General features: G+C 69.6%; 19 protein-coding genes and 1 pseudogene. 10 read left to right on the top strand and 10 right to left on the bottom strand.

Annotated features, from left to right (window positions below):
- Positions 1-402: 402 nt before the first annotated feature.
- Positions 403-798: a hypothetical protein gene (locus ACWEQG_RS20830; protein WP_452286833.1), complete on the top strand. Its 396-nt coding sequence runs from the start codon at positions 403-405 to the stop codon at positions 796-798.
- 161 nt (positions 799-959) lie between these two features.
- On the opposite strand, the gene ACWEQG_RS20835 is transcribed toward ACWEQG_RS20830, so the two are convergent.
- The 5 genes from ACWEQG_RS20835 to ACWEQG_RS20855 all read right to left on the bottom strand — a co-directional run bounded on the left by ACWEQG_RS20835 (position 960) and on the right by ACWEQG_RS20855 (position 4,835).
- A complete protein-coding gene (locus ACWEQG_RS20835) occupies positions 960-2,000 on the bottom strand; it encodes an ABC transporter ATP-binding protein (protein ID WP_452286835.1) in 1,041 nt (346 codons plus the stop codon).
- Complete coding sequence (locus ACWEQG_RS20840; RefSeq protein ID WP_452286837.1) at positions 1,997-2,830, bottom strand: ABC transporter permease; 834 nt, start codon at positions 2,828-2,830, stop codon at positions 1,997-1,999. Before ACWEQG_RS20840 ends, ACWEQG_RS20835 begins: the two co-directional genes overlap by 4 nt.
- Before the next feature lie 4 nt (positions 2,831-2,834).
- Positions 2,835-3,632, bottom strand: a complete 798-nt coding sequence (modA, locus tag ACWEQG_RS20845) for a molybdate ABC transporter substrate-binding protein (protein ID WP_452286839.1) — start codon at positions 3,630-3,632, stop codon at positions 2,835-2,837.
- A 9-nt stretch (positions 3,633-3,641) separates the two neighbouring features.
- Positions 3,642-4,055, bottom strand: a complete 414-nt coding sequence (locus ACWEQG_RS20850; RefSeq protein ID WP_452286841.1) for a TOBE domain-containing protein — start codon at positions 4,053-4,055, stop codon at positions 3,642-3,644.
- Between the two features lie 159 nt (positions 4,056-4,214).
- Complete coding sequence (locus tag ACWEQG_RS20855) at positions 4,215-4,835, bottom strand: copper resistance CopC family protein (protein WP_452286843.1); 621 nt, start codon at positions 4,833-4,835, stop codon at positions 4,215-4,217.
- A 217-nt stretch (positions 4,836-5,052) separates the two neighbouring features.
- On the opposite strand from ACWEQG_RS20855, the gene ACWEQG_RS20860 reads away from it, so the two are divergent.
- The 4 genes from ACWEQG_RS20860 (at position 5,053) to ACWEQG_RS20875 (ending at position 8,259) form a co-directional block, all read left to right on the top strand.
- Positions 5,053-5,952: a copper resistance protein CopC gene (locus ACWEQG_RS20860; protein ID WP_452286846.1), complete on the top strand. Its 900-nt coding sequence runs from the start codon at positions 5,053-5,055 to the stop codon at positions 5,950-5,952.
- A gap of 30 nt (positions 5,953-5,982) precedes the next feature.
- Positions 5,983-6,480 (top strand): hypothetical protein, encoded by a 498-nt coding sequence (locus ACWEQG_RS20865; protein ID WP_452286848.1) that lies wholly within the window; start codon positions 5,983-5,985, stop codon positions 6,478-6,480.
- Positions 6,481-6,489: 9 nt separating this feature from the next.
- The gene (locus ACWEQG_RS20870; RefSeq protein ID WP_452286850.1) at positions 6,490-7,806 is read left to right on the top strand and encodes a hypothetical protein; all 1,317 of its coding nucleotides are present in this window, start codon (positions 6,490-6,492) and stop codon (positions 7,804-7,806) included.
- An 87-nt stretch (positions 7,807-7,893) separates the two neighbouring features.
- Complete coding sequence (locus tag ACWEQG_RS20875; protein WP_452286852.1) at positions 7,894-8,259, top strand: ADP-ribosylation/crystallin J1; 366 nt, start codon at positions 7,894-7,896, stop codon at positions 8,257-8,259.
- A gap of 225 nt (positions 8,260-8,484) precedes the next feature.
- Here the strand turns inward: ACWEQG_RS20875 and ACWEQG_RS20880 are convergent, their stop codons facing one another.
- The 4 genes from ACWEQG_RS20880 to ACWEQG_RS20895 form a co-directional block, all read right to left on the bottom strand.
- Entirely contained in the window at positions 8,485-9,066 is a 582-nt protein-coding gene (locus ACWEQG_RS20880; RefSeq protein ID WP_452286854.1) for a dihydrofolate reductase family protein, read from the bottom strand.
- Positions 9,067-9,131: 65 nt separating this feature from the next.
- The gene (locus ACWEQG_RS20885; RefSeq protein WP_452286856.1) at positions 9,132-9,971 is read right to left on the bottom strand and encodes a helix-turn-helix domain-containing protein; all 840 of its coding nucleotides are present in this window, start codon (positions 9,969-9,971) and stop codon (positions 9,132-9,134) included.
- Between the two features lie 149 nt (positions 9,972-10,120).
- A complete protein-coding gene (locus ACWEQG_RS20890) occupies positions 10,121-10,564 on the bottom strand; it encodes a hypothetical protein (RefSeq protein WP_452286858.1) in 444 nt (147 codons plus the stop codon).
- A gap of 156 nt (positions 10,565-10,720) precedes the next feature.
- Positions 10,721-11,260, bottom strand: coding sequence for an SMI1/KNR4 family protein (locus ACWEQG_RS20895; protein WP_452286860.1), 540 nt, complete (start codon positions 11,258-11,260; stop codon positions 10,721-10,723).
- 407 nt (positions 11,261-11,667) lie between these two features.
- On the opposite strand from ACWEQG_RS20895, the gene ACWEQG_RS20900 reads away from it, so the two are divergent.
- The 5 genes and pseudogenes from ACWEQG_RS20900 to ACWEQG_RS20920 form a co-directional block, all read left to right on the top strand.
- A complete protein-coding gene (locus ACWEQG_RS20900; RefSeq protein WP_452286862.1) occupies positions 11,668-12,480 on the top strand; it encodes a hypothetical protein in 813 nt (270 codons plus the stop codon).
- Positions 12,477-12,854, top strand: coding sequence for a GntR family transcriptional regulator (locus ACWEQG_RS20905; RefSeq protein ID WP_452286864.1), 378 nt, complete (start codon positions 12,477-12,479; stop codon positions 12,852-12,854). The genes ACWEQG_RS20900 and ACWEQG_RS20905 overlap by 4 nt, the downstream gene beginning before the upstream one ends.
- Positions 12,855-13,537: 683 nt before the next feature.
- A complete protein-coding gene (locus ACWEQG_RS20910; RefSeq protein ID WP_452286866.1) occupies positions 13,538-14,887 on the top strand; it encodes a S28 family serine protease in 1,350 nt (449 codons plus the stop codon).
- 321 nt (positions 14,888-15,208) lie between these two features.
- On the top strand, positions 15,209-15,748 hold the full coding sequence (locus ACWEQG_RS20915) for an SMI1/KNR4 family protein (protein ID WP_452286868.1): 540 nt from the start codon (positions 15,209-15,211) through the stop codon (positions 15,746-15,748).
- Between the two features lie 142 nt (positions 15,749-15,890).
- Positions 15,891-16,148, top strand: a pseudogene (locus ACWEQG_RS20920) (ISL3 family transposase); the annotation flags it as partial.
- Positions 16,149-16,310: 162 nt separating this feature from the next.
- Here ACWEQG_RS20920 and ACWEQG_RS20925 read toward each other — a convergent pair.
- Positions 16,311-16,760 (bottom strand): transposase, encoded by a 450-nt coding sequence (locus ACWEQG_RS20925; protein ID WP_452286869.1) that lies wholly within the window; start codon positions 16,758-16,760, stop codon positions 16,311-16,313.
- Positions 16,761-16,823 lie beyond the last annotated feature (63 nt).

Genomic DNA, 16,823 nt, shown 5'->3' on the forward strand with positions numbered 1-16,823 from the left:
CAATTTTCGCAAGCACCTGGAGTGGTACTGGGCACCGAGGTGAAGAGGCCGAGCCGTATGGCCGGTTCACCTACTACGGCTCAGGGCTGACGCCATGTCCCTGAATGGAGATATTCGTGTTCCGGCGGACCGAGGCGCGCTCGCCGAAACCCGCGAGCACGTCGTGAATGGCAGAGAGGAGACTCCCGATCCCGCGCCTTCGCTACGCTGACGCCCGTGTCGTTTGATTCCGGTTTCCCCTGCTCCTGCTGCGGCCGGCATCATGACGAGATTCCGCTGTGCTACCACCTGCCGCGCCGGCATATCGGAGCCCCGAGATGACCGGCGCGCCCGGCAGCCTGATCCCCTCCGCGTCAGCAAACGAAGCATCATCGAACTCGAGGACGGAAGGACACCGACACGATGACGCAGCCCGGCGACTACGGCCTGCCCGGGGCGCTGCACCGCGTGCTGGACGAGGTGGCGTCGGAACGAGCCGCCCAGGACGCGACGTGGGGCCTGCAGCACCACCCCGACGGCACCGGGCCCGCGTACGAGCCCGAGGCCGACCTGGCCAAACAGGCCGTGACCGACGCCGCGGCCGAAGGCCGGCTGACCTGGCGCCACATCCTGCACGAAGAGGTCCTCGAAGCCTTCGCCGAGAACGACGCCGACCGCCTGCGCTGCGAGCTGATCCAGGTCGCAGCGGTCGCGGTCAAGTGGGTCCAGGACCTCGACAGACGCGCCCAGTCACCCGGGATGCCGCAAACCACCGCCCCGGCGTGGCCGGGCGCCGCGGAGCCGGGCCCGACGGCGTGACCATCGGCGCGGCTGAGCGATCAGCGCGGGTTCCTCGGGCGAGCGTCGCGGGACGGGGACGGTCAGGACGCCGATGTCCTGGTCGGCGCGGGTGAGCAGGCCCTGCCACGGCCTGCTGGGGCAGATGACGTGTGGTCGTGGCGGTCCGCCCGAAGGCCTGCTCATGCCGGGTAGGCGTGGGTCTCGGTGGCCTTGACCGAGGCCCAGATCCGCTGACCCGGGCTCAGGTCGAGGTCGGCCAGGGCGGCGGGAGTGATGTCGGCGAAGGCGGTGATCGGGCCGTCGAGGTGGACGCGGACGTTGTCGCCGTGCCGCTCGATGCCCTCGATCGTGGCCTGCCAGAGGTTGCGGGGGCTGCCGTCGGGGCGGGTGCGATAGAGGGCCACGGCGGCGGGCGAGAAGGCCACGAACGCGGGCCCGCCGAGCTGTTCGCAGGTGTGCAGCAGGAGTTCGCCGACCTTGACCCGGGCCCCGTCGCCCCGCCCCCGGTGCAGGTTGAGCCCCACGAGGCGGGCGACGTAGTCGGTGCGCGGGCGGCGCGCGACCTCTGCGGGGGCGCCCTGCTGGACGACGCCGCCGGACTCGATGACGATCAGCCGGTCGGCCAGCACCATGGCGTCGAGCGGATCGTGGGTGACCAGCACGGTGGCGCCGTCGAAGTCGGCCAGGTGGCGGCGCAGCTGGGAGCGGATCTCCAGCCGGGTGTGCGCGTCCAGGGCCGCCAGCGGCTCGTCCAGCAGCATCAGCCGGGGCCGTACGGCCAGGGCCCGGGCGAGGGCGACGCGTTGCGCCTGTCCGCCGGACAGCTGGCGGGGTTTGGCCGCCGCCCGGTCGGCCAGGCCGACGCGCGCCAGCAGGGTCGCGGCGACGCGGCGTGCCTCGGCCTTGGGAACGCCCTGGCAGCGCGGCCCGAAGGCGACGTTGTCGAGCGCGGACAGGTGCGGGAACAGCAGGTAGTCCTGGAAGACCATGCCGACCGGGCGCTGCTCGGCGGCCAGGTGGTGCAGCGGCCGGCCGTCCAGGGTGATGTGGCCGCCGGACATCGGGGTGAGCCCGGCCAGGGCGCGCAGTGCGGTGGTCTTGCCCGCGCCGTTCGGCCCGAGCAGCGCGACGACCTCACCCGGTGCGACGTCGAGCGTGACGTCCAGGGTGAAAGCGGGTCGGTGGACGACCAGGGTCGCCCGCAGGCCGCCTGAGGTCATGGGCTGTTCACCCACCGATCGCGCAGGCCGGCCAGGATGACCACGGACACGGCCAGCAGGACCAGGCTGAGCACGATGGCCGCGTCCGGCTCGGTCTCCAGCGCCAGATAGACGGCCAGCGGCATCGTACGGGTGGTGCCGGGGAAGTTGCCGGCGAAGGTGATGGTGGCGCCGAACTCGCCGAGCGCCCGTGCCCAGCACAGCACCGCCCCGGCCACGACGCCGGGCATGATGAGCGGCAGGGTGACCCGGCGGAAGACGGTCCAGCGGGAGGCGCCCAGCGTGGCCGCCGCCTCCTCGAACCGCCGGTCCGCGGCGCGCAGGGCCCCTTCGACGCTGATCACCAGGAACGGCATGGCCACGAACGCCTCGGCGACGATCACGCCGACGGTGGTGAAGGGCAGCGTGATCCCGAAGGCGGACTCCAGCCACTGACCGATCAGCCCGCGCCGCCCCAGCACCAGCAGCAGCGCCACACCGCCCACCACCGGCGGCAGCACCAGCGGCACGGTCACCAGAGCCCGCACCACCCGCCGGCCCGGGAATTCCACCCGGGCCAGCAGCCAGGCCAGCGGCACCCCTAACAGCACGCAGACGACGGTGGCGACGGTGGCGCACACCAGCGACAGCCGCAGCGCCTCCAGCACCTGCGGCTCGGTCAGCCGCTGGAGCAGCGTCGGCCAGGGCGCCCGGATCAGCAGCCCGGCCAGCGGCAGCACCAGGAAGGCCAGCCCCGCCACGGCCGGGAGCACCAGCATCCATGGCAACCGAGCGGACACCTCACGGCGTCCGGCTACGCCGCTGCCGGGTGCGTCTGGACGGACGGTCATGGGATCAGGGCGACTCGAAGCCGGCCTTGGTCAGCACGTCCTTGCCCTGCTGCGACAGCACGAGATCGACGAACCGCCCGGCCAGATCACCGGCGGGAGCCTTCGGCAACGCCACGATCGGATAGTCGTTGATCGCTTTGTCCGCCTCGGGAAAGTCGATGCCCTGCACCCTGCCCGCCGCGGCGATGACGTCGGTCCTGTAGACCAGGGCGGCGTCCACCTCGCCCAGCTCGACCTTGGTCAGCGTGGCCTTGACGTCCTGCTCCAGCGTGACCGGAGTGACCTTGAGCCCGGCCGCGTCCAGCGCCTTGACGGCAGCCGCCCCGCACGGCACCTGCTCGGCGCACAACGCCACCTTCACCTTGGGATCGGTCAGGTCCTTCAGCTCGCCGACCTTGGCCGGGTTGTCCTTCGGCACGGCGATCTCCAGTTTGTTGCGCACGAAGGTGGTGGGGACGCTCGCGGGCGACGCGTCGGTGACGGTCTTCATCGTGGCCGGGCTGGCCGCCGCGAACACGTCGGCCGGAGCGCCCTGCACGATCTGCTGCGCGAGTGTCGCGCTGGAACCGAAGTTGAACTTCACCGTCGTGCCCGGGTGCGCCGTCTCGAAGATCTTGCCGAGCTCCGTGAACGTCCCGGTCAGCGACGCGGCCGCGAAGACGGTCAACTCCTTCGCCCCGGCGGCCGCCGCTGTCGGCGCCGAAGACGTTGCCGGTTCGCCCGAGCCGCAGCCGGACAGCACGGCGATCACCAGCGCGACGGGCACGGCGACCGCCCATCGGAGTAGGCGCCCGAACACCAAGGGAGCTCCTCAGGGGGTGGCGGCCACGCGCTCGTGGCCGGGAATCTCGACGACGACGTTGGTGGACTTGATCACGGCGACCGCCACCACGCCCGGCTCCAGGCCCAGCTCGTCGGCGGCCTGCCGGCTCATGAGCGACACCACCCGGAACGGACCGGCGGCGATCTCCACCTGGGCCATCACCGCGTCCCTGATGACCTCGGTGACGATCCCGCGTAAGCGGTTACGCGCCGAGGACCGCCGGCCGTCGCCGGTCGTCTCGACCTGCGATCGGGCGAAAGCGGCCAGGTCGGCCCCGCCGATCTGCCGGTGGCCGTGCTCGTCCCGTACGGCGGCCAGCCGACCCGCGTCCACCCACCGGCGGACGGTGTCGGAGCTGACCCCGAGCAACGCGGCGGCCTCGCTGATCCGGAACGTCGTCACACCCCAACCTTACCCTTCGCATATACGACCCTGAATACCCATGCTCCATCGCAGAAGCGCCTCGATCCACGTTGTTCTCGTGGCATTCACGAGACCGGGCAGCGCGCGAGGCGCGGTTGCGTGTCCTTGCACAAGGCCCGCATCGAGACCTCGGCGGCATCACGACTCTGCTGTGCCTCGCCGCCGCCGGCCCACGACCACGGTCCCCGCGGCTACCGCCACCACCAAGACGGCGGCGACCAGTGCGAAGGTCCACCCGCCGCCTGACGACGAGGACGCGGCCGCCGACGTACCGGCCGCCGGGGACGACGGCGCAGCCCCGGCGGGAGTCGCCGCCATGGCCGGTGACGGGCCGGCAGCCGGGCTCGCGAACGTCGGCATGGCCGTGGGCGAAGGCGCGGGAGCTTTCAGGGTGAAGTGAAGTTCCCCGCTGACGGGATGACCGTCGGAGGACACCACGCGGAAGGCGATCGCATAACGGCCGTTGGGCAGACCGGCGGTCAGTGGCTGGGTGACGACGGGCCCTGTGGTGCTCGGCTTGCCCTTCGTGACCTTCCGCCCGCCCGGGCCGGTCACCACGACGGTGACGAACTGGCGATCGATCTTCTCGGTGAAGACCAGTTCGATGTGGGAAGGCGCCTTCTTCACCGTCGCGCCGTCCTTGGGCGTCGACGACTTCAGCCCCGTGTGCGCGGCCGCGGGACCCGTCACTCCGGCGATCACGGTGGTCACGGCAGCGGCGACTGCGAACAGGCGGATGACGATGTGCGCGTATCTCACGGCTTGCCCTTCCGAGGAGGGGGGACCCCTAAGGCTATCCGCGATGATCGGCCCTTCCCCTGAGCACCGCCGTAGTGCCCCTGGGACTTCTGTTGCAGCCGCATCGAGTTCTGTTCATTCGAGGCAAAAGTCGTTAACCTCGTCGCAATCGGTCTCACCGGTCCGAAACCGCATCTCCCCATCCAGGGGCCATATCTCGTGGAGAACAGAAGTGACGATGGCGCGCTCGTTGGGCCGGTTGCTTCTGCTCGTCGTCATCGGCGTGCTGGCGATGACCGCTTTGGCGGCGCCTGCCTCCGCACACGGCCAGCTCGCGATGTCGACACCGGTCAAGGACAGCACGGTGCGTGAGCCGATGAAGTCTCTCACGCTCTACTTCACCGAGGCGCCCGCCCCGAACGCGTACTTCGCGGTCACCGCCCCCAGCGGCGCCCGCGTCGACCGGCCCTGGGCGCACGGCCGGCCCGAACGCCTCGACAAGCCGGTCCAGGAGTACAACCTCGTCAACGGGACGTGGGAACCCGTCGTGTACAACACCGGATTCCCGGCGGAGATCCCGATCGCCTACTGGCCGGAACGGGGCGAGTACGTCGTGCGCTACCTGTCGATCGCCTCCGATGGGGAGCCCGTGCGGGGAGAGCTGCGGTTCACCTACAAGGGCAGGACCTCGGGGGCGCCCAAGGGCTGGCAGGCGCCGGACAACGAGCCCGACCCCGGCCTGCTCGACTCGCACGAGCCCGAAGGTGGCACACAGACCCCGGTGCCGGAGGCCGGCGGCAGCCCGGCGGCGATGGGCCCCGCGGCGCCCCAAGCCGGCACCGGCCCGGCCGCGGCATCCGAAACCGGCGGCGGTCAGGGCGCCGTGCCCGAGACCGGCTCGCCCGGCACCGCCGCCCGGGCAGCGCAGCCGTCCGACTCCGGCAGCGGGCTGTCGGTATGGCTGGTACCCGCGATCCTCGTCGTGGGAGCGGGCGTCCTGGTGGTGCGGGCCGCGCGCCGGCCCGCACCCGCCACCGCGGCGGCCCGCAGGCCCGGCGGCCGCCCGCAGGCCGGCAAGCCCTCACGCGCCCCGGCGTCACGCACCCCGCACCGCCCCAAATCCGCCAAGCGACGCTGACCGTCCGACCCCTCCAGGAGAACCCTCCCCATGACGATCGCCCATGCCCGCCTGCGCCCGCTGCTCGCCGCGCTCCCGCTCGGCGTGGCCCTGCTGATGGCCACGTCGGCCTGTGGCGGGTCGGATGCCGCCGCTCCCGCCCAGTCGGCGGCCCCGGTCTCCACCGAATCGGCTGCCCCGGCTCCGGCCGAGTCGACTGCCCCGGCTCCTGCCGAGTCGGTTCCCGCGGCCCCCGACGCGTCGGCCGCCGCTCCCGCCGACTCGGCCGTGAAGGAGATCACCGTCACCATCGCCGGCCGGAAGGTCACCCCGCCGCCGGGACGGATCGAGGTGACCAAGGGCCAGACGGTGCGGATCACCGTCACCAGCGACACCGCCGACGAGGCGCATCTGCACGGGTACGACAAAGAGGCCGGCCTGAAGCCCGGAACCCCCGCGAGCATCGAGTTCGTCGCCAACGAGACCGGGCTGTTCGAGATGGAAACCCACGAGTCGGGACTGCAGCTGTTCCAGCTCGTCGTGCGATAGGCCGCCGGAATGCTGCTGGCTCATGGCGTCGGGGGCCGTCAGGACCTGCCGATCCCCTTCTCGGCCGCGCTGACCGGCGCGGCCCTCGCGTTGCTGGTGTCGTTCGTGGCGCTCGGCGCGTTGTGGAAACAACCGCGGCTGGATGCCGCCCTCACCGCCGCCCGCTCGCTCCCCGCCGCCATCCAGAGCGCGGTGAGCACGCCGGCCTGGCGGTGGGGCTGGCGAGTCGCGGGGCTCGTCGCCGCGGCGTACTTCTGCCTCGGATTGATCTTCGGTCCCGATCAAGCGGACAATCCCACGGCAGGGGCGTTCTACGTACTGTTCTGGGTCGGCCTGGTGCCGCTGTCGCTGCTGTTCGGGCCGGTGTGGCGCGGCCTGAATCCGCTGCGGACGCTGCACCTGCTGGCCAGCAAGGGCCTCGGGCGCGACCCCGAGCTCGGTCTGCGGCCGCTGCCCGCGGGCGTCGGATACTGGCCCGCCTGCGCCGGCCTGTTCGCCTTCGTCTGGCTGGAACTGGTCGCCCCCGAGCGGGCCACCCTGCCGGTCATCGGAGCCTGGCTCGCGGCCTACGCCGTGCTCATGCTCGCCGGGGCGGCCGTCTTCGGCTCGCGGTGGTTCGACCACGCGGATCCGTTCGAGGTCTACAGCGACCTCGTGGGCCGGCTGGCCCCGGCCGCCAGACGCCGTGACGGCGTCGTGGTCTGGCGCAACTCCCTCGACGGCATGGCCGGGCTACGACCGGCGCCGGGACTGACGGCACTGGTGGTCGTGCTCCTTGGCTCCACCATGTACGACAGCCTGTCCAACGCCCCGGTGTGGGTGCGCTTCATGCAGGAGAGCGCGGTGCCGGCCCCGGTCACGGGGACCGCCGGTCTGGTCGCCGTCATCGGCCTGGTGCTCGCGGCGTACCGGACCGCGACCGCGCTCGCCGGCCGGTGGGGCGCGGCGGAGCCGGGTACGACGGCGGGCGAGATCGCCCACTCGATCGTGCCGGTAGCCGTCGGATACGTGGTGGCGCACTACTACACCTTGTTCCTGCTGGAGGGGCAGCGGACCATCGCCCTGCTGTCCGATCCACTGGACACCGGCGCCGACTGGCTCGGCACCGCCGGGTGGACCATCCAGGCGCTCGGCACCACCCCCGCCGGAGTCGCCACCCTCCAGGTGACGGTGATCGTCATCGGCCACGTGCTGGGCACCGTTCTGGCGCACGACCGCGCGCTGGTCCTGTTCCCCCGGCGTACCGCCGTCCTCGGGCAGATTCCCCTGCTCGTGCTGATGGTGGTCTACACCGTCGTGGGCCTGCTCCTCCTCTTCGCCGCCTAGCCGCGGCGAGAGTTCGCCGCGACCGTATTCCAGGTGCCTTCTCACGGTCGGGCCGGTTAGGTTACGGGAGGCGCGAAAGGAAAGAGCATGTCGGACGGGCTGACGACCTTGTGGCGGCCGACCGGGCCGGAGGAGTTGGAACTGGTCCGGCGGTCCCGGTGGCGCGCGTGGCCGCCGCGGCTGCCCGAGCAGCCCATCTTCTATCCCGTGCTCAACGAAAACTACGCGATCAGAATCGCCCGCGATTGGAATGCTCCCCGCCACGGGGTGGGATACGTGACCCGCTTCCGGGTCTCCAGTGAGTTCCTGGCTCGTTATCCGATCAGGCAGGTCGGCGGGGAGACGATTCTCGAACTGTGGGTGCCCGCCGAGGAACTGGACGAATTCAACGCGCACATCTCCGGTGTCATCGAAGTGGTGCACGAGTTCCGGCCGGATCTCGACAGGCGCTGAGGAGGCGGCGCGGACACTGCGTCGCGGCCTGGCTTCCTCAGCGCCCGCAGGCGTGGCGCGAGGCCGTGGAGGTCGTGGCGATGGACGGGTTCACCGGCTCAAGACCACCGCCGCTGAGGAGAGGCGTCGGCTGCCCGACCAGGGACAGCGATGCGCAGACGCAGCCGAGGCCCGATCTTGTGTCACCGTTCGCAGTGGACTTCTTCGCGTACCCGCTCAGATCGGTCAACGGCGCACCCGATAGCGCAGGTGAAGCACCCGGTTGCCCTGAATCACCACGTCAGGATCCTCCAACAGGTGCTGCGCGTGGATCGACCCGAAGTAGCGCTTGCCGGACCCGAACACGACGGGTACGACGTCCATGCGCACCTCGTCGACCAGACCCGCGGCAAGCACCTGGCCACCGACGTCACCGGCGGCGACCTCGATCAAGCGGGCACCCGCGAGGTCCTGCGCCTTGGCTACGGCTGCCTCGACGCCGTCGACGAAGTGAAACGGCGCCTCGGGATCCCAGCCCTCGGGCTGCGGCCGGTGCGTCACGACGACCACGTGGTCGATCCCGCTCGGCGGCTTTCCGTCCCAGCCGTCCGTCAGGTCGAAGACGTGGCGGCCGACGATCGTGACTCCGATCTGGTCCCAGTACGGCCGGGTGTAGTCGTAGGACGTCCGCGACACCTTCAGCTCGCCGCTCTCGTCCAACGGGACGTCACCGCTGGACAACCAGTCGAACAGCGGTCCGGGCTGGTCATCGTCGTCCGCGACGAAGCCGTCCACCGACACCGAGCCGTACATGACCACCTTGCCCACGGGGCTCTCCTCTGCTTTGGGGTGCCCCAAATTAGCGCGTCGTGAGCTGCGGCTCTTGTACGAAATCAATCGGCCGGCAGCGGCCAGCCGTCCATCACGTGGCCGGGATGTTCGCGCAGGAACCGCCGCCGGACTTCGACGTACCGGGTCGGCGTGAGCCCGGTGAACGCCCGGAACTCGTGGCCGAAGTGGGCCTGGTCGAAGTAGCCCGCGCCGCCGGCGAGGTCGCCCCAGTCGATCGGTCCGGCGGGGTTGATCGCGAACACGGTGGCGGTGAAGCGGTAGGTGCGGGCCAGCCGCTTCGGCGTGACGCCGATGAGCTCCTTGAACCGCTGTGCCAGATGAGTGCTGCTGACACCGGCTGCCACGCTCAGGTCGCCGATCGCCACCGCCCCGCTGGTCGCCGCGAGGACGCTGCTCGTATGCCGGACCAGCCCCAGGCCGGCGGTCTCGCTCAGCCGCCGCATCAGCTCCTGCTCGAGCAGCGTCAGCATCTCGTGCGGTCCGTCCGCCGTGGCCAGCCGGTCTCGCAGCTCAGCAATGGCGGGCCGGCCCCAAACCTGCTCTACCGTCACCGGCCGGTCACACAGCTCGGCCGCGGGCATCGGCAGGAACGGCGCCAGCCCCCACGGCTTGAAGTGCACGCCGACGGACCGGGTCCGGAGGGGGTAGCCGAACTCCAACGCGCGGGTGGGCATGGTGACCACGCAGCCGTCGGCGTACTCGTCCGTCTCAATGTCGGTGCCGGCGCGGATGCGGAACGGCGCCCCAAGGTTGACGATGAGCAACGCCGCCGGCATCGGCGGCAGCATCAGCCGGGCGTACGGCGGCGCACCCTCCAGGTAGTAAAGGTCGTCGATCAGCCCGTCCAGCGGCGGTCGCGGCACTCTGGACACGTACTCCACGCCCACAGCATCGCCGCCCCCGTGTTCGCGATCAACCCCGCAGGCGCTCGTCGCCCGCCGGTATGCGTGTCCGTCAGGGCGGAGATCACCCAGGAGCCGGAGAGCCCTGCTGAGCTCTGTTCATTGGTCGGCTCCCCGGCTACGGCTCGCTAGCCGTAGAGATGCTGACGGACTGTGACGTCGTTCTCCAGGATGTGATCTATGGTCTCCCAATAGTCCGGCAGCCAGGGATGGGCGAGGGCTTCCTCCCGGGTCAGCTTGCGACCGTAGAACGGATCGTCGGGTGCGACTGCGGCGCCTTTGACCAGAGAACAGGCGGGGGCAGGCTGCCCTTCGACGGGACCGACGCGGCATCCGAAGGTGGCGCGGTTCGGGCCAGGGCGGCTGACAGGTTCGTCCGGAGCCCAAGCGTCGTCGATGACGACATCGATCCAGGCCTCGTGGATTCCGTTGTGGTGGTAGCAGGATGCGTAGTAGATCGCATAGGCGCCGTCCTCGTTGTTGATAAACCCGGTCACGCGATCGAATGGGGTCTGGCAACAGTCGCAGACGCCGGTTCGAATGTTCCTGTCTGGATCGATTCGCAGTTCCACGCTGGCATTATGGGGCGGCTTGCAGGGGGTCGCCGACTCCGCGGAGATGGTGAGGGGGTTTGCCGGACAGAATGACGTTTCTGGCTGATCGGCGATTTCCGCATCCTCCCCTGCGCGTCACGCTGGTGGAGGATGAAGGGCGGCACTACAGCCTTACTACCACGGTTCACATATCAGGGGGTGACCTTCAGCTCCACGAGCGAAGCCGCTGCTGTCGAAGCGCGCGCCCGAAGCCCATCCGACCAGCCACTCGGTCATGGTCTCCCTGATCAAGTGCTCCTGCTCCTCGTAACCATGAATGATGAGCGCCACAGGCCATTCCTCCGGCGTGCCCACCGTCATCCAGCCGAGGTCGTCGCCGTCAATGGTGGAGCCCCATGGGAAGAACCCCCCGGGCTCAGGCCACATTGCCAGCGGGAAGTCCTCGGGAGAATCATCCCTGAGGTCCCGGTAGTGATCCATCCACTCCGGCGCGAGAACACACTGCTCGCGCGTGAGCGTCCGCTCGTCGTTGATGCCGAGCCAGCGAGCGAACTGACAGCTTCCGTAGCGTTCTAGGAACGCGACATAGTCGGCCGGAAGCCGGAGCCCAAGGTCAGCGAATACTTCATTCCAGTCACGGGTGCCGAACACCGGCGTGGCCGGCGGAGGGACAAGGACAGTAAGCCGATCGAGGGGTGATAGATCCTGAGCCACGACGGCGACTGTAGCGGGGCGAAGCCGGAGCAACCACGCCTCCGGCGAGAGCTTCCGGCTCCGGGGTGATGCCCACGGCCTGCCCTTCGTGGCCGGCCGTAGTGGGCCGAGGGTCGGCTCTGTTTGCTCAAGCTGCGCCATCAGCTCCCGAGCGTGGTCACTGTCGGGCCCCCGCACCGCAGGGCGGCCCGCGTTCTTCGGCATTGATCGCACATCGGGGTTCGACCCCCTGCCGGTCAGACACGCCCGCCCGCAGCCGACAGAGTGTGATGAACGCTGCTCACGCACCCCGGAGGATTCACGGCACCGGCCGAACAGCCCTCTTCCGCCCGGAGGAATGTGGCGTTGACTTTGTCTCAAAGCATGTCTCATGATGTTGCTACAAACCTTGCGACAAAGGAGGGGCTATGGCCCATGAACCCCCCGGCACCAGCCCGTCGGCGCGTGCGACCGACCTGCGACTGGCGGACGCATGGCTCGCCCGGCACGGCCTGTCCGGTGCCCGCTCGACCCCGCTGCTGGCCAGCCGGCTGGCGGTCCGGGGACGTGCCCGCCTCGCCGCGGCGACGATTCCGGCCCTGCTGATCGTCGCGAGCGCGCTCGCCGCCGTTCCCGCCTTCGACGGCCGCGAGTCGCATCGCCCGCTGCCGCTGCTGGCCCTGACCGCGCTGGTCGCCGGGCTGCTGCTGGCACAGTCGCTGCTCGACTGGTGGGTGCGACGCGTCGATCAGCGGGCGGGCGCGACGCTGTCCCGCAGGGCCGCCCATCCGATCCAGCCCAGCTGGCGGGCCGTGCTCGGCCTGCCGTACGCCGTCTTCGCGGTCGCCACGTTCGCCGGCGCGATGGCGCTGGCCGGGAGCGCCCTAGCCGTCCCCGACCCCACCGTGCGGCAGCTGGCCGTCGTCCTGTTGATCGGCCTGCTCGGCGTGACAGCCATCACCGCCGTGCAACTGCGCCACCTGCTGCGGCGCCCGGTCGTGGCGGAGGACGAGGAGTCGCTGACCGCCGACGTCATCATGCGCGTCGAGGACGCCCGCGACCTCACCACGCCGAGCGTGCAGTGGTCGCTGCCCATGGTGCTGCTGTTCGGCGCCGCGCCCGGCTGGTGGAGCGCCGCCGCGGTCGCCAACGTGGTCTTGGGCATGGTCGCGTGCGTCGCGCTCCGGTTCAGGACGCCGTCGAGCGCGACGGTGGCCCGGCGGGTGATGAGCGTCCGATGATCGTCATCGACGCGGCCTCACCGGTGCCGCCGTTCGAACAGCTGCGAGCCCAGCTGGCCCGGCAGATTCAGGATCGCACGCTGGCCGTGGGCACCCGCCTTCCGACCATCCGCCAGCTCGCGGCCAACCTCGGCCTGGCCGTGAACACGGTCGGCCGGGCGTACCGGGAGCTGGAGGAGGCAGGTCTGATCGAGACGCGCGGCCGGGCGGGTTCGTTCGTGTCGGCCGCCGGTGAGGATGGCCTGGAGCGGGCCCGCCAGGCCGCCGCCGACTACGCGGCCGTGGTCGCCAGCCTCGGCATCGACACAGGCGAGGCGATCCGCATCGTGCAGGCGGCGCTGGCCTCGGGCACGGCGAAACCGGCCTCGTCATGACCGCGACCCTGACCGGCTGCCCCGGGGGGAAAGTGTCCCCCGGACCTCCTGTCATCGGCCACCATCAGTAGGTCCATCCGGCGGTGCCGGTCGAGCTTCACGCGGGTCGGCGCGGCGTTCTCGTTGCGGCTTCCCTGTCGGCTCTTCTCGCGGAAGCGCCGGCCGGCTCATGGCGTACGAGGGCGTGGCCGGCGTCCGTGACGTGCCGCAGCGAAATTACGAGACGTTGGCCAGGTCGGGCAGCGGGCTGTTCGGACAGTCCTGCACGGTGTGCTTCCCCCCACACCTCCCGCACCCTCTCCGCTCCCCTCCCGGTTGGCGATCGACTCCTGATCGCCTTCCCCCTGTCGACGACGTGGTTGCGAAGGTACTCGTCCTCGCACATGCCCTTGAGAAAGGCATGCTCGTCCACCTGCCGGTTCGTCGGCGCCACCTCGGCCTCCCATTCCGTCGACAGCTCGGTGACCGATGCTGCACTACGCCACCGACAACACCTGCCCCGTCTGAGGCGACACGGGCGGCCGTGAGCCGAATCCCCTTTTGCGGTTGTGCTGACATATGCCGATACGCCAGAGTCTTCCCGATCATTGTTGTGGATCTAGGTCGACACGGGAGGACAGGGCATGGCGGGTCGCCCGTACGCGCGGCTGAGGAGTCCGGTCCGGCGGACGCGGGGACCCCTGATGCTGTTCTCGGCGGTGCTGGCGTCGTCCCTCCTGGTCGCGGTCCCCGCGGCGGCCGCCCCGGCGGCCGGCGCCGGGGCGGTCCTGGCGAAGTCCGCGGCTTCCACGGCCGGGATCGCGAAGGACGACCTCCTGGCCCGGCTCAGGGCCGTCCCCGGTCTCCGGGTGGTGTCGGTGAAGAAGGGGCGGGCGAAGGGCTACAAGGACTACACCCTCACCTTCACCCAGCCGGTGGACCACCGGAACCCGCGCGGCGGCACGTTCCAGCAGCGGCTCACTCTCTCGCACCGGTCACTGGACCGGCCCGTGGTCCTCTTCACCAGCGGATACTTCATGCCGAAGAAGGTGTGGCTCGAGGAGCCCACCTATGGGCTCGACGCCAACCAGCTCTCCGTCGAGCACCGCTTCTTCGGCTCCTCGCTTGCGAAGGGGAAGGACTGGGCGAAGCTCGACATCTGGCAGGAGGCGAGCGACGAACACGCGATCGTCGAGGCACTCAAGCGGGTCTACGACGGCGCCTGGATCGGCACCGGGGCCAGCAAGGGCGGCATGACCGCCGTCTACCACCACCGGTTCTATCCGGGCGACCTCGACGGAGTCGTGGCCTACGTCGCGCCCAACGACGCGGTCAACGCCGACGACCGCGTCTACGAGCGGTTCTTCACGACCGTGGGCACGCCGTCGTGCCGGGCCGCCCTGCGTACCGTGCAGCGGGAGGCGCTCAAGCGCCGTAAGAGCCTGGTCCCCCGGCTCACGGCCATGGCGAGGCGCGAGGGCCTCACCTTCCGCCGCACCATCGGCACGGCCGACCGCTCCTTCGAGATGAGCGTGCTCGACTCCGCCTGGACGTTCTGGCAGTACTTCCGGCAGCAGGACTGCAAGGACATCCCCGGCGAGAACGCTTCCGACGCCGCCATCTTCCGATGGGTGGACAAGATCCAGAAATGGAGGCAGTACACCGACCAGGGCATCGAGCCGTACCTGCCCTACTACTACCAGGCGGCCACCCAGCTCGGCTGGGCGTCCCTGAGCTTCGCCCACCTCAAGGGCCTGACCCGGTATCCGGGGCTCTACCAGCCGAACTCCCTGCTGCCCGCGTCCCTCCGCTCCCGCTTCGACGGCAGGGTCATGCGGGACGTGGACGCGTGGGTGACCCGGCAGGCGAGCCGGATGATGTTCGTCTACGGCGGGCGGGATCCCTGGAGTGCCGAGCGGTTCACGCCGAAGGGTACGGACTGCCATGTGTTCGTCGCCCCGAGCGCCAACCACGGCGCGAGCATCAGGCACCTGTCCTCTCGCGATCACGCCGAGGCCGCGGACACCCTCAGGCGCTGGGCCCGGCTCACCTGAGCGCCTCCGGGCACGGACGGATCGGGGGCCTGGCCGATTCTTGGACCTCGAGGCCGGAGACGGTGCGCTCGTCGCCGGGTTCATTCTCGTAGGTGCGCCGGCGCACGCGGCCTCGGACGATGACGCGCATGCCGCGGACCGATGCTTGGGCTTCGGGTTGCTGTTCGCGATCCCTGGCGGTCACTGCTTTGCTGACGGAACTCATTGAGGTCTGTACGGGCGGAGTGGGTCCGGTCGGACCGCTTGCGGTAGCCCGCTGATGCGTCCGTCCTAAGCCCATATACCGCCAGGGAGCCACTCGAATGAGATATATTCCTCAATATGAGTGCCCAATATGCATGGTCTGAACGCTTCCCTGCGAGGCATCCGGCTACCGAGGGCCCTGATACTGACAGCGATCTGCATTCCCCGGCTACCGAGGCAGAAGTCCGCCGCCTTGAAGAGCGATTGGGCATGGAGTTGCCGCCGAGTTACCGACAGTTTCTCCTTTTCTCCAACGGGTGGGGCAACGCCGACGACTGCTGCCTGCTACGCGTGGAGGAGATCGGCTGGCTTCGTGATGTCGACCCCTCGGTCGCCGAGAGCTGGTCAGAACCCAAGCCCGAGAACTCATGGAGCGTGCCCGACGAGCTCTACTTCGTCTACGGACACGAGCAAGTCTCCGGCAACATGAGAGGGGAGTATGTATCCGACACCCTTCTGGTGGGGTATTGGGACGATGGAGTCGTCCTCCTCAACCCTCACGTCAAAACTCCTGAAGGTGAGTGGGAAGCCTGGTATCTCGCGCCTTGGCTAGCCGGCGCCAGGCGTTACATGTGTTTCTGGGACCTGATAGCCGACCAGCTGAAAATCGGGGTCTAGGGGGCGCGTTAGAGCTTGGTCGCGATGTCCGGTTCGTATTCGGCGGGCTGAGCATGCCCAGGGTCGAGTGGCGGCGGCGGGGGTTGTAACACCCGTTCGATGAAGGCGAGACAGGCAGCCTCCGCCTGCGCGCGGGTGGCGACGCTCCCGCAGCTCCTGCTGGACCACGGTCAACCCGGCCCGGCCCGCCGGCGCCCAGGAGCAGACCACACAAGTGCGCTGGCAGCAGCTCCACGACCTGCTGAACAAGGGCGTCGGCCTGCTGGAATGCGCCCGCCGTCTCAACCTGTCCCTGAACACCGTCAAGCGCTATGCCCGCACCCGCGAGCCCGAGGCCCTGCGCCGCGCTCCACGCTTCCGGCCCACCCTCGTCAATCCCTCCCGCGCTCACCTGGCAGTCGGTGACCGCTCGCGGCGCCGAATGTGATGCGTCTCACTTCTGATGCCATGCTCCATGGACGAGGGACAGTGTTTGACATCGACAACAAGTGCACTGGCCGCTTCGCGCCGTTGCGGTATTTGCGTGGACGGGACCCGCGTCGAGCGGGCCAGACCGGCCTTGTCAGAACACCAGAAGCATGACCTGCTCGACATAGTCACACTCTCGGAGACTGGCGGCCATCGCTGGGAGGGCGATCAGCGGCCGGGTTATGTCGGGTATAAGTCGCTTCTGGCCGTTCTTCTTAACGACGTCATCGCGTTCAGCGAGGGCATGGTCGGCATCATGAAGGGGTTGCGGGCGGACCCTGATGCCTAGTTCGGACAGCAACGCGGCGATGACCCCTGCCTGCTCCCACCGCTGGAAGTGCCAATACACCGTCTGCCAGGGTGGCAGATCCGTGGGCAGGTATCGCCAGGGACAACCCGATCGCACCAGGTACAGGATGGCGTTCACGATCTCACGACGGGGATGCTTCTCCGGGCGCCCGTCTGTGTTGGGTACCGGCAGTAAGAGCTGGATCTGTTCCCACTGTCCATCGGTGAGGTCTGAGGGGTAACGGCGAGGGGACATAGGTGCATTATGGCGACGAATCGGACCTCAAAGAAGATCGCCACGTCATGTCCGGGAAGTCGG

This window comes from Microbispora sp. NPDC004025 (assembly GCF_053604425.1).

Coding starts and splice junctions, on each gene's coding strand:
- ACWEQG_RS20830 (WP_452286833.1), top strand. CDS start 403: ATGACGCAGCCCGGCGACTACGGCCTGCCCGGGGCGCTGCACCGCGTG.
- ACWEQG_RS20835 (WP_452286835.1), bottom strand. CDS start 2,000: ATGACCTCAGGCGGCCTGCGGGCGACCCTGGTCGTCCACCGACCCGCT.
- ACWEQG_RS20840 (WP_452286837.1), bottom strand. CDS start 2,830: ATGACCGTCCGTCCAGACGCACCCGGCAGCGGCGTAGCCGGACGCCGT.
- ACWEQG_RS20860 (WP_452286846.1), top strand. CDS start 5,053: ATGGCGCGCTCGTTGGGCCGGTTGCTTCTGCTCGTCGTCATCGGCGTG.
- ACWEQG_RS20865 (WP_452286848.1), top strand. CDS start 5,983: ATGACGATCGCCCATGCCCGCCTGCGCCCGCTGCTCGCCGCGCTCCCG.
- ACWEQG_RS20870 (WP_452286850.1), top strand. CDS start 6,490: ATGCTGCTGGCTCATGGCGTCGGGGGCCGTCAGGACCTGCCGATCCCC.
- ACWEQG_RS20875 (WP_452286852.1), top strand. CDS start 7,894: ATGTCGGACGGGCTGACGACCTTGTGGCGGCCGACCGGGCCGGAGGAG.
- ACWEQG_RS20900 (WP_452286862.1), top strand. CDS start 11,668: ATGGCCCATGAACCCCCCGGCACCAGCCCGTCGGCGCGTGCGACCGAC.
- ACWEQG_RS20905 (WP_452286864.1), top strand. CDS start 12,477: ATGATCGTCATCGACGCGGCCTCACCGGTGCCGCCGTTCGAACAGCTG.
- ACWEQG_RS20910 (WP_452286866.1), top strand. CDS start 13,538: ATGCTGTTCTCGGCGGTGCTGGCGTCGTCCCTCCTGGTCGCGGTCCCC.
- ACWEQG_RS20915 (WP_452286868.1), top strand. CDS start 15,209: ATGAGTGCCCAATATGCATGGTCTGAACGCTTCCCTGCGAGGCATCCG.
- ACWEQG_RS20925 (WP_452286869.1), bottom strand. CDS start 16,760: ATGTCCCCTCGCCGTTACCCCTCAGACCTCACCGATGGACAGTGGGAA.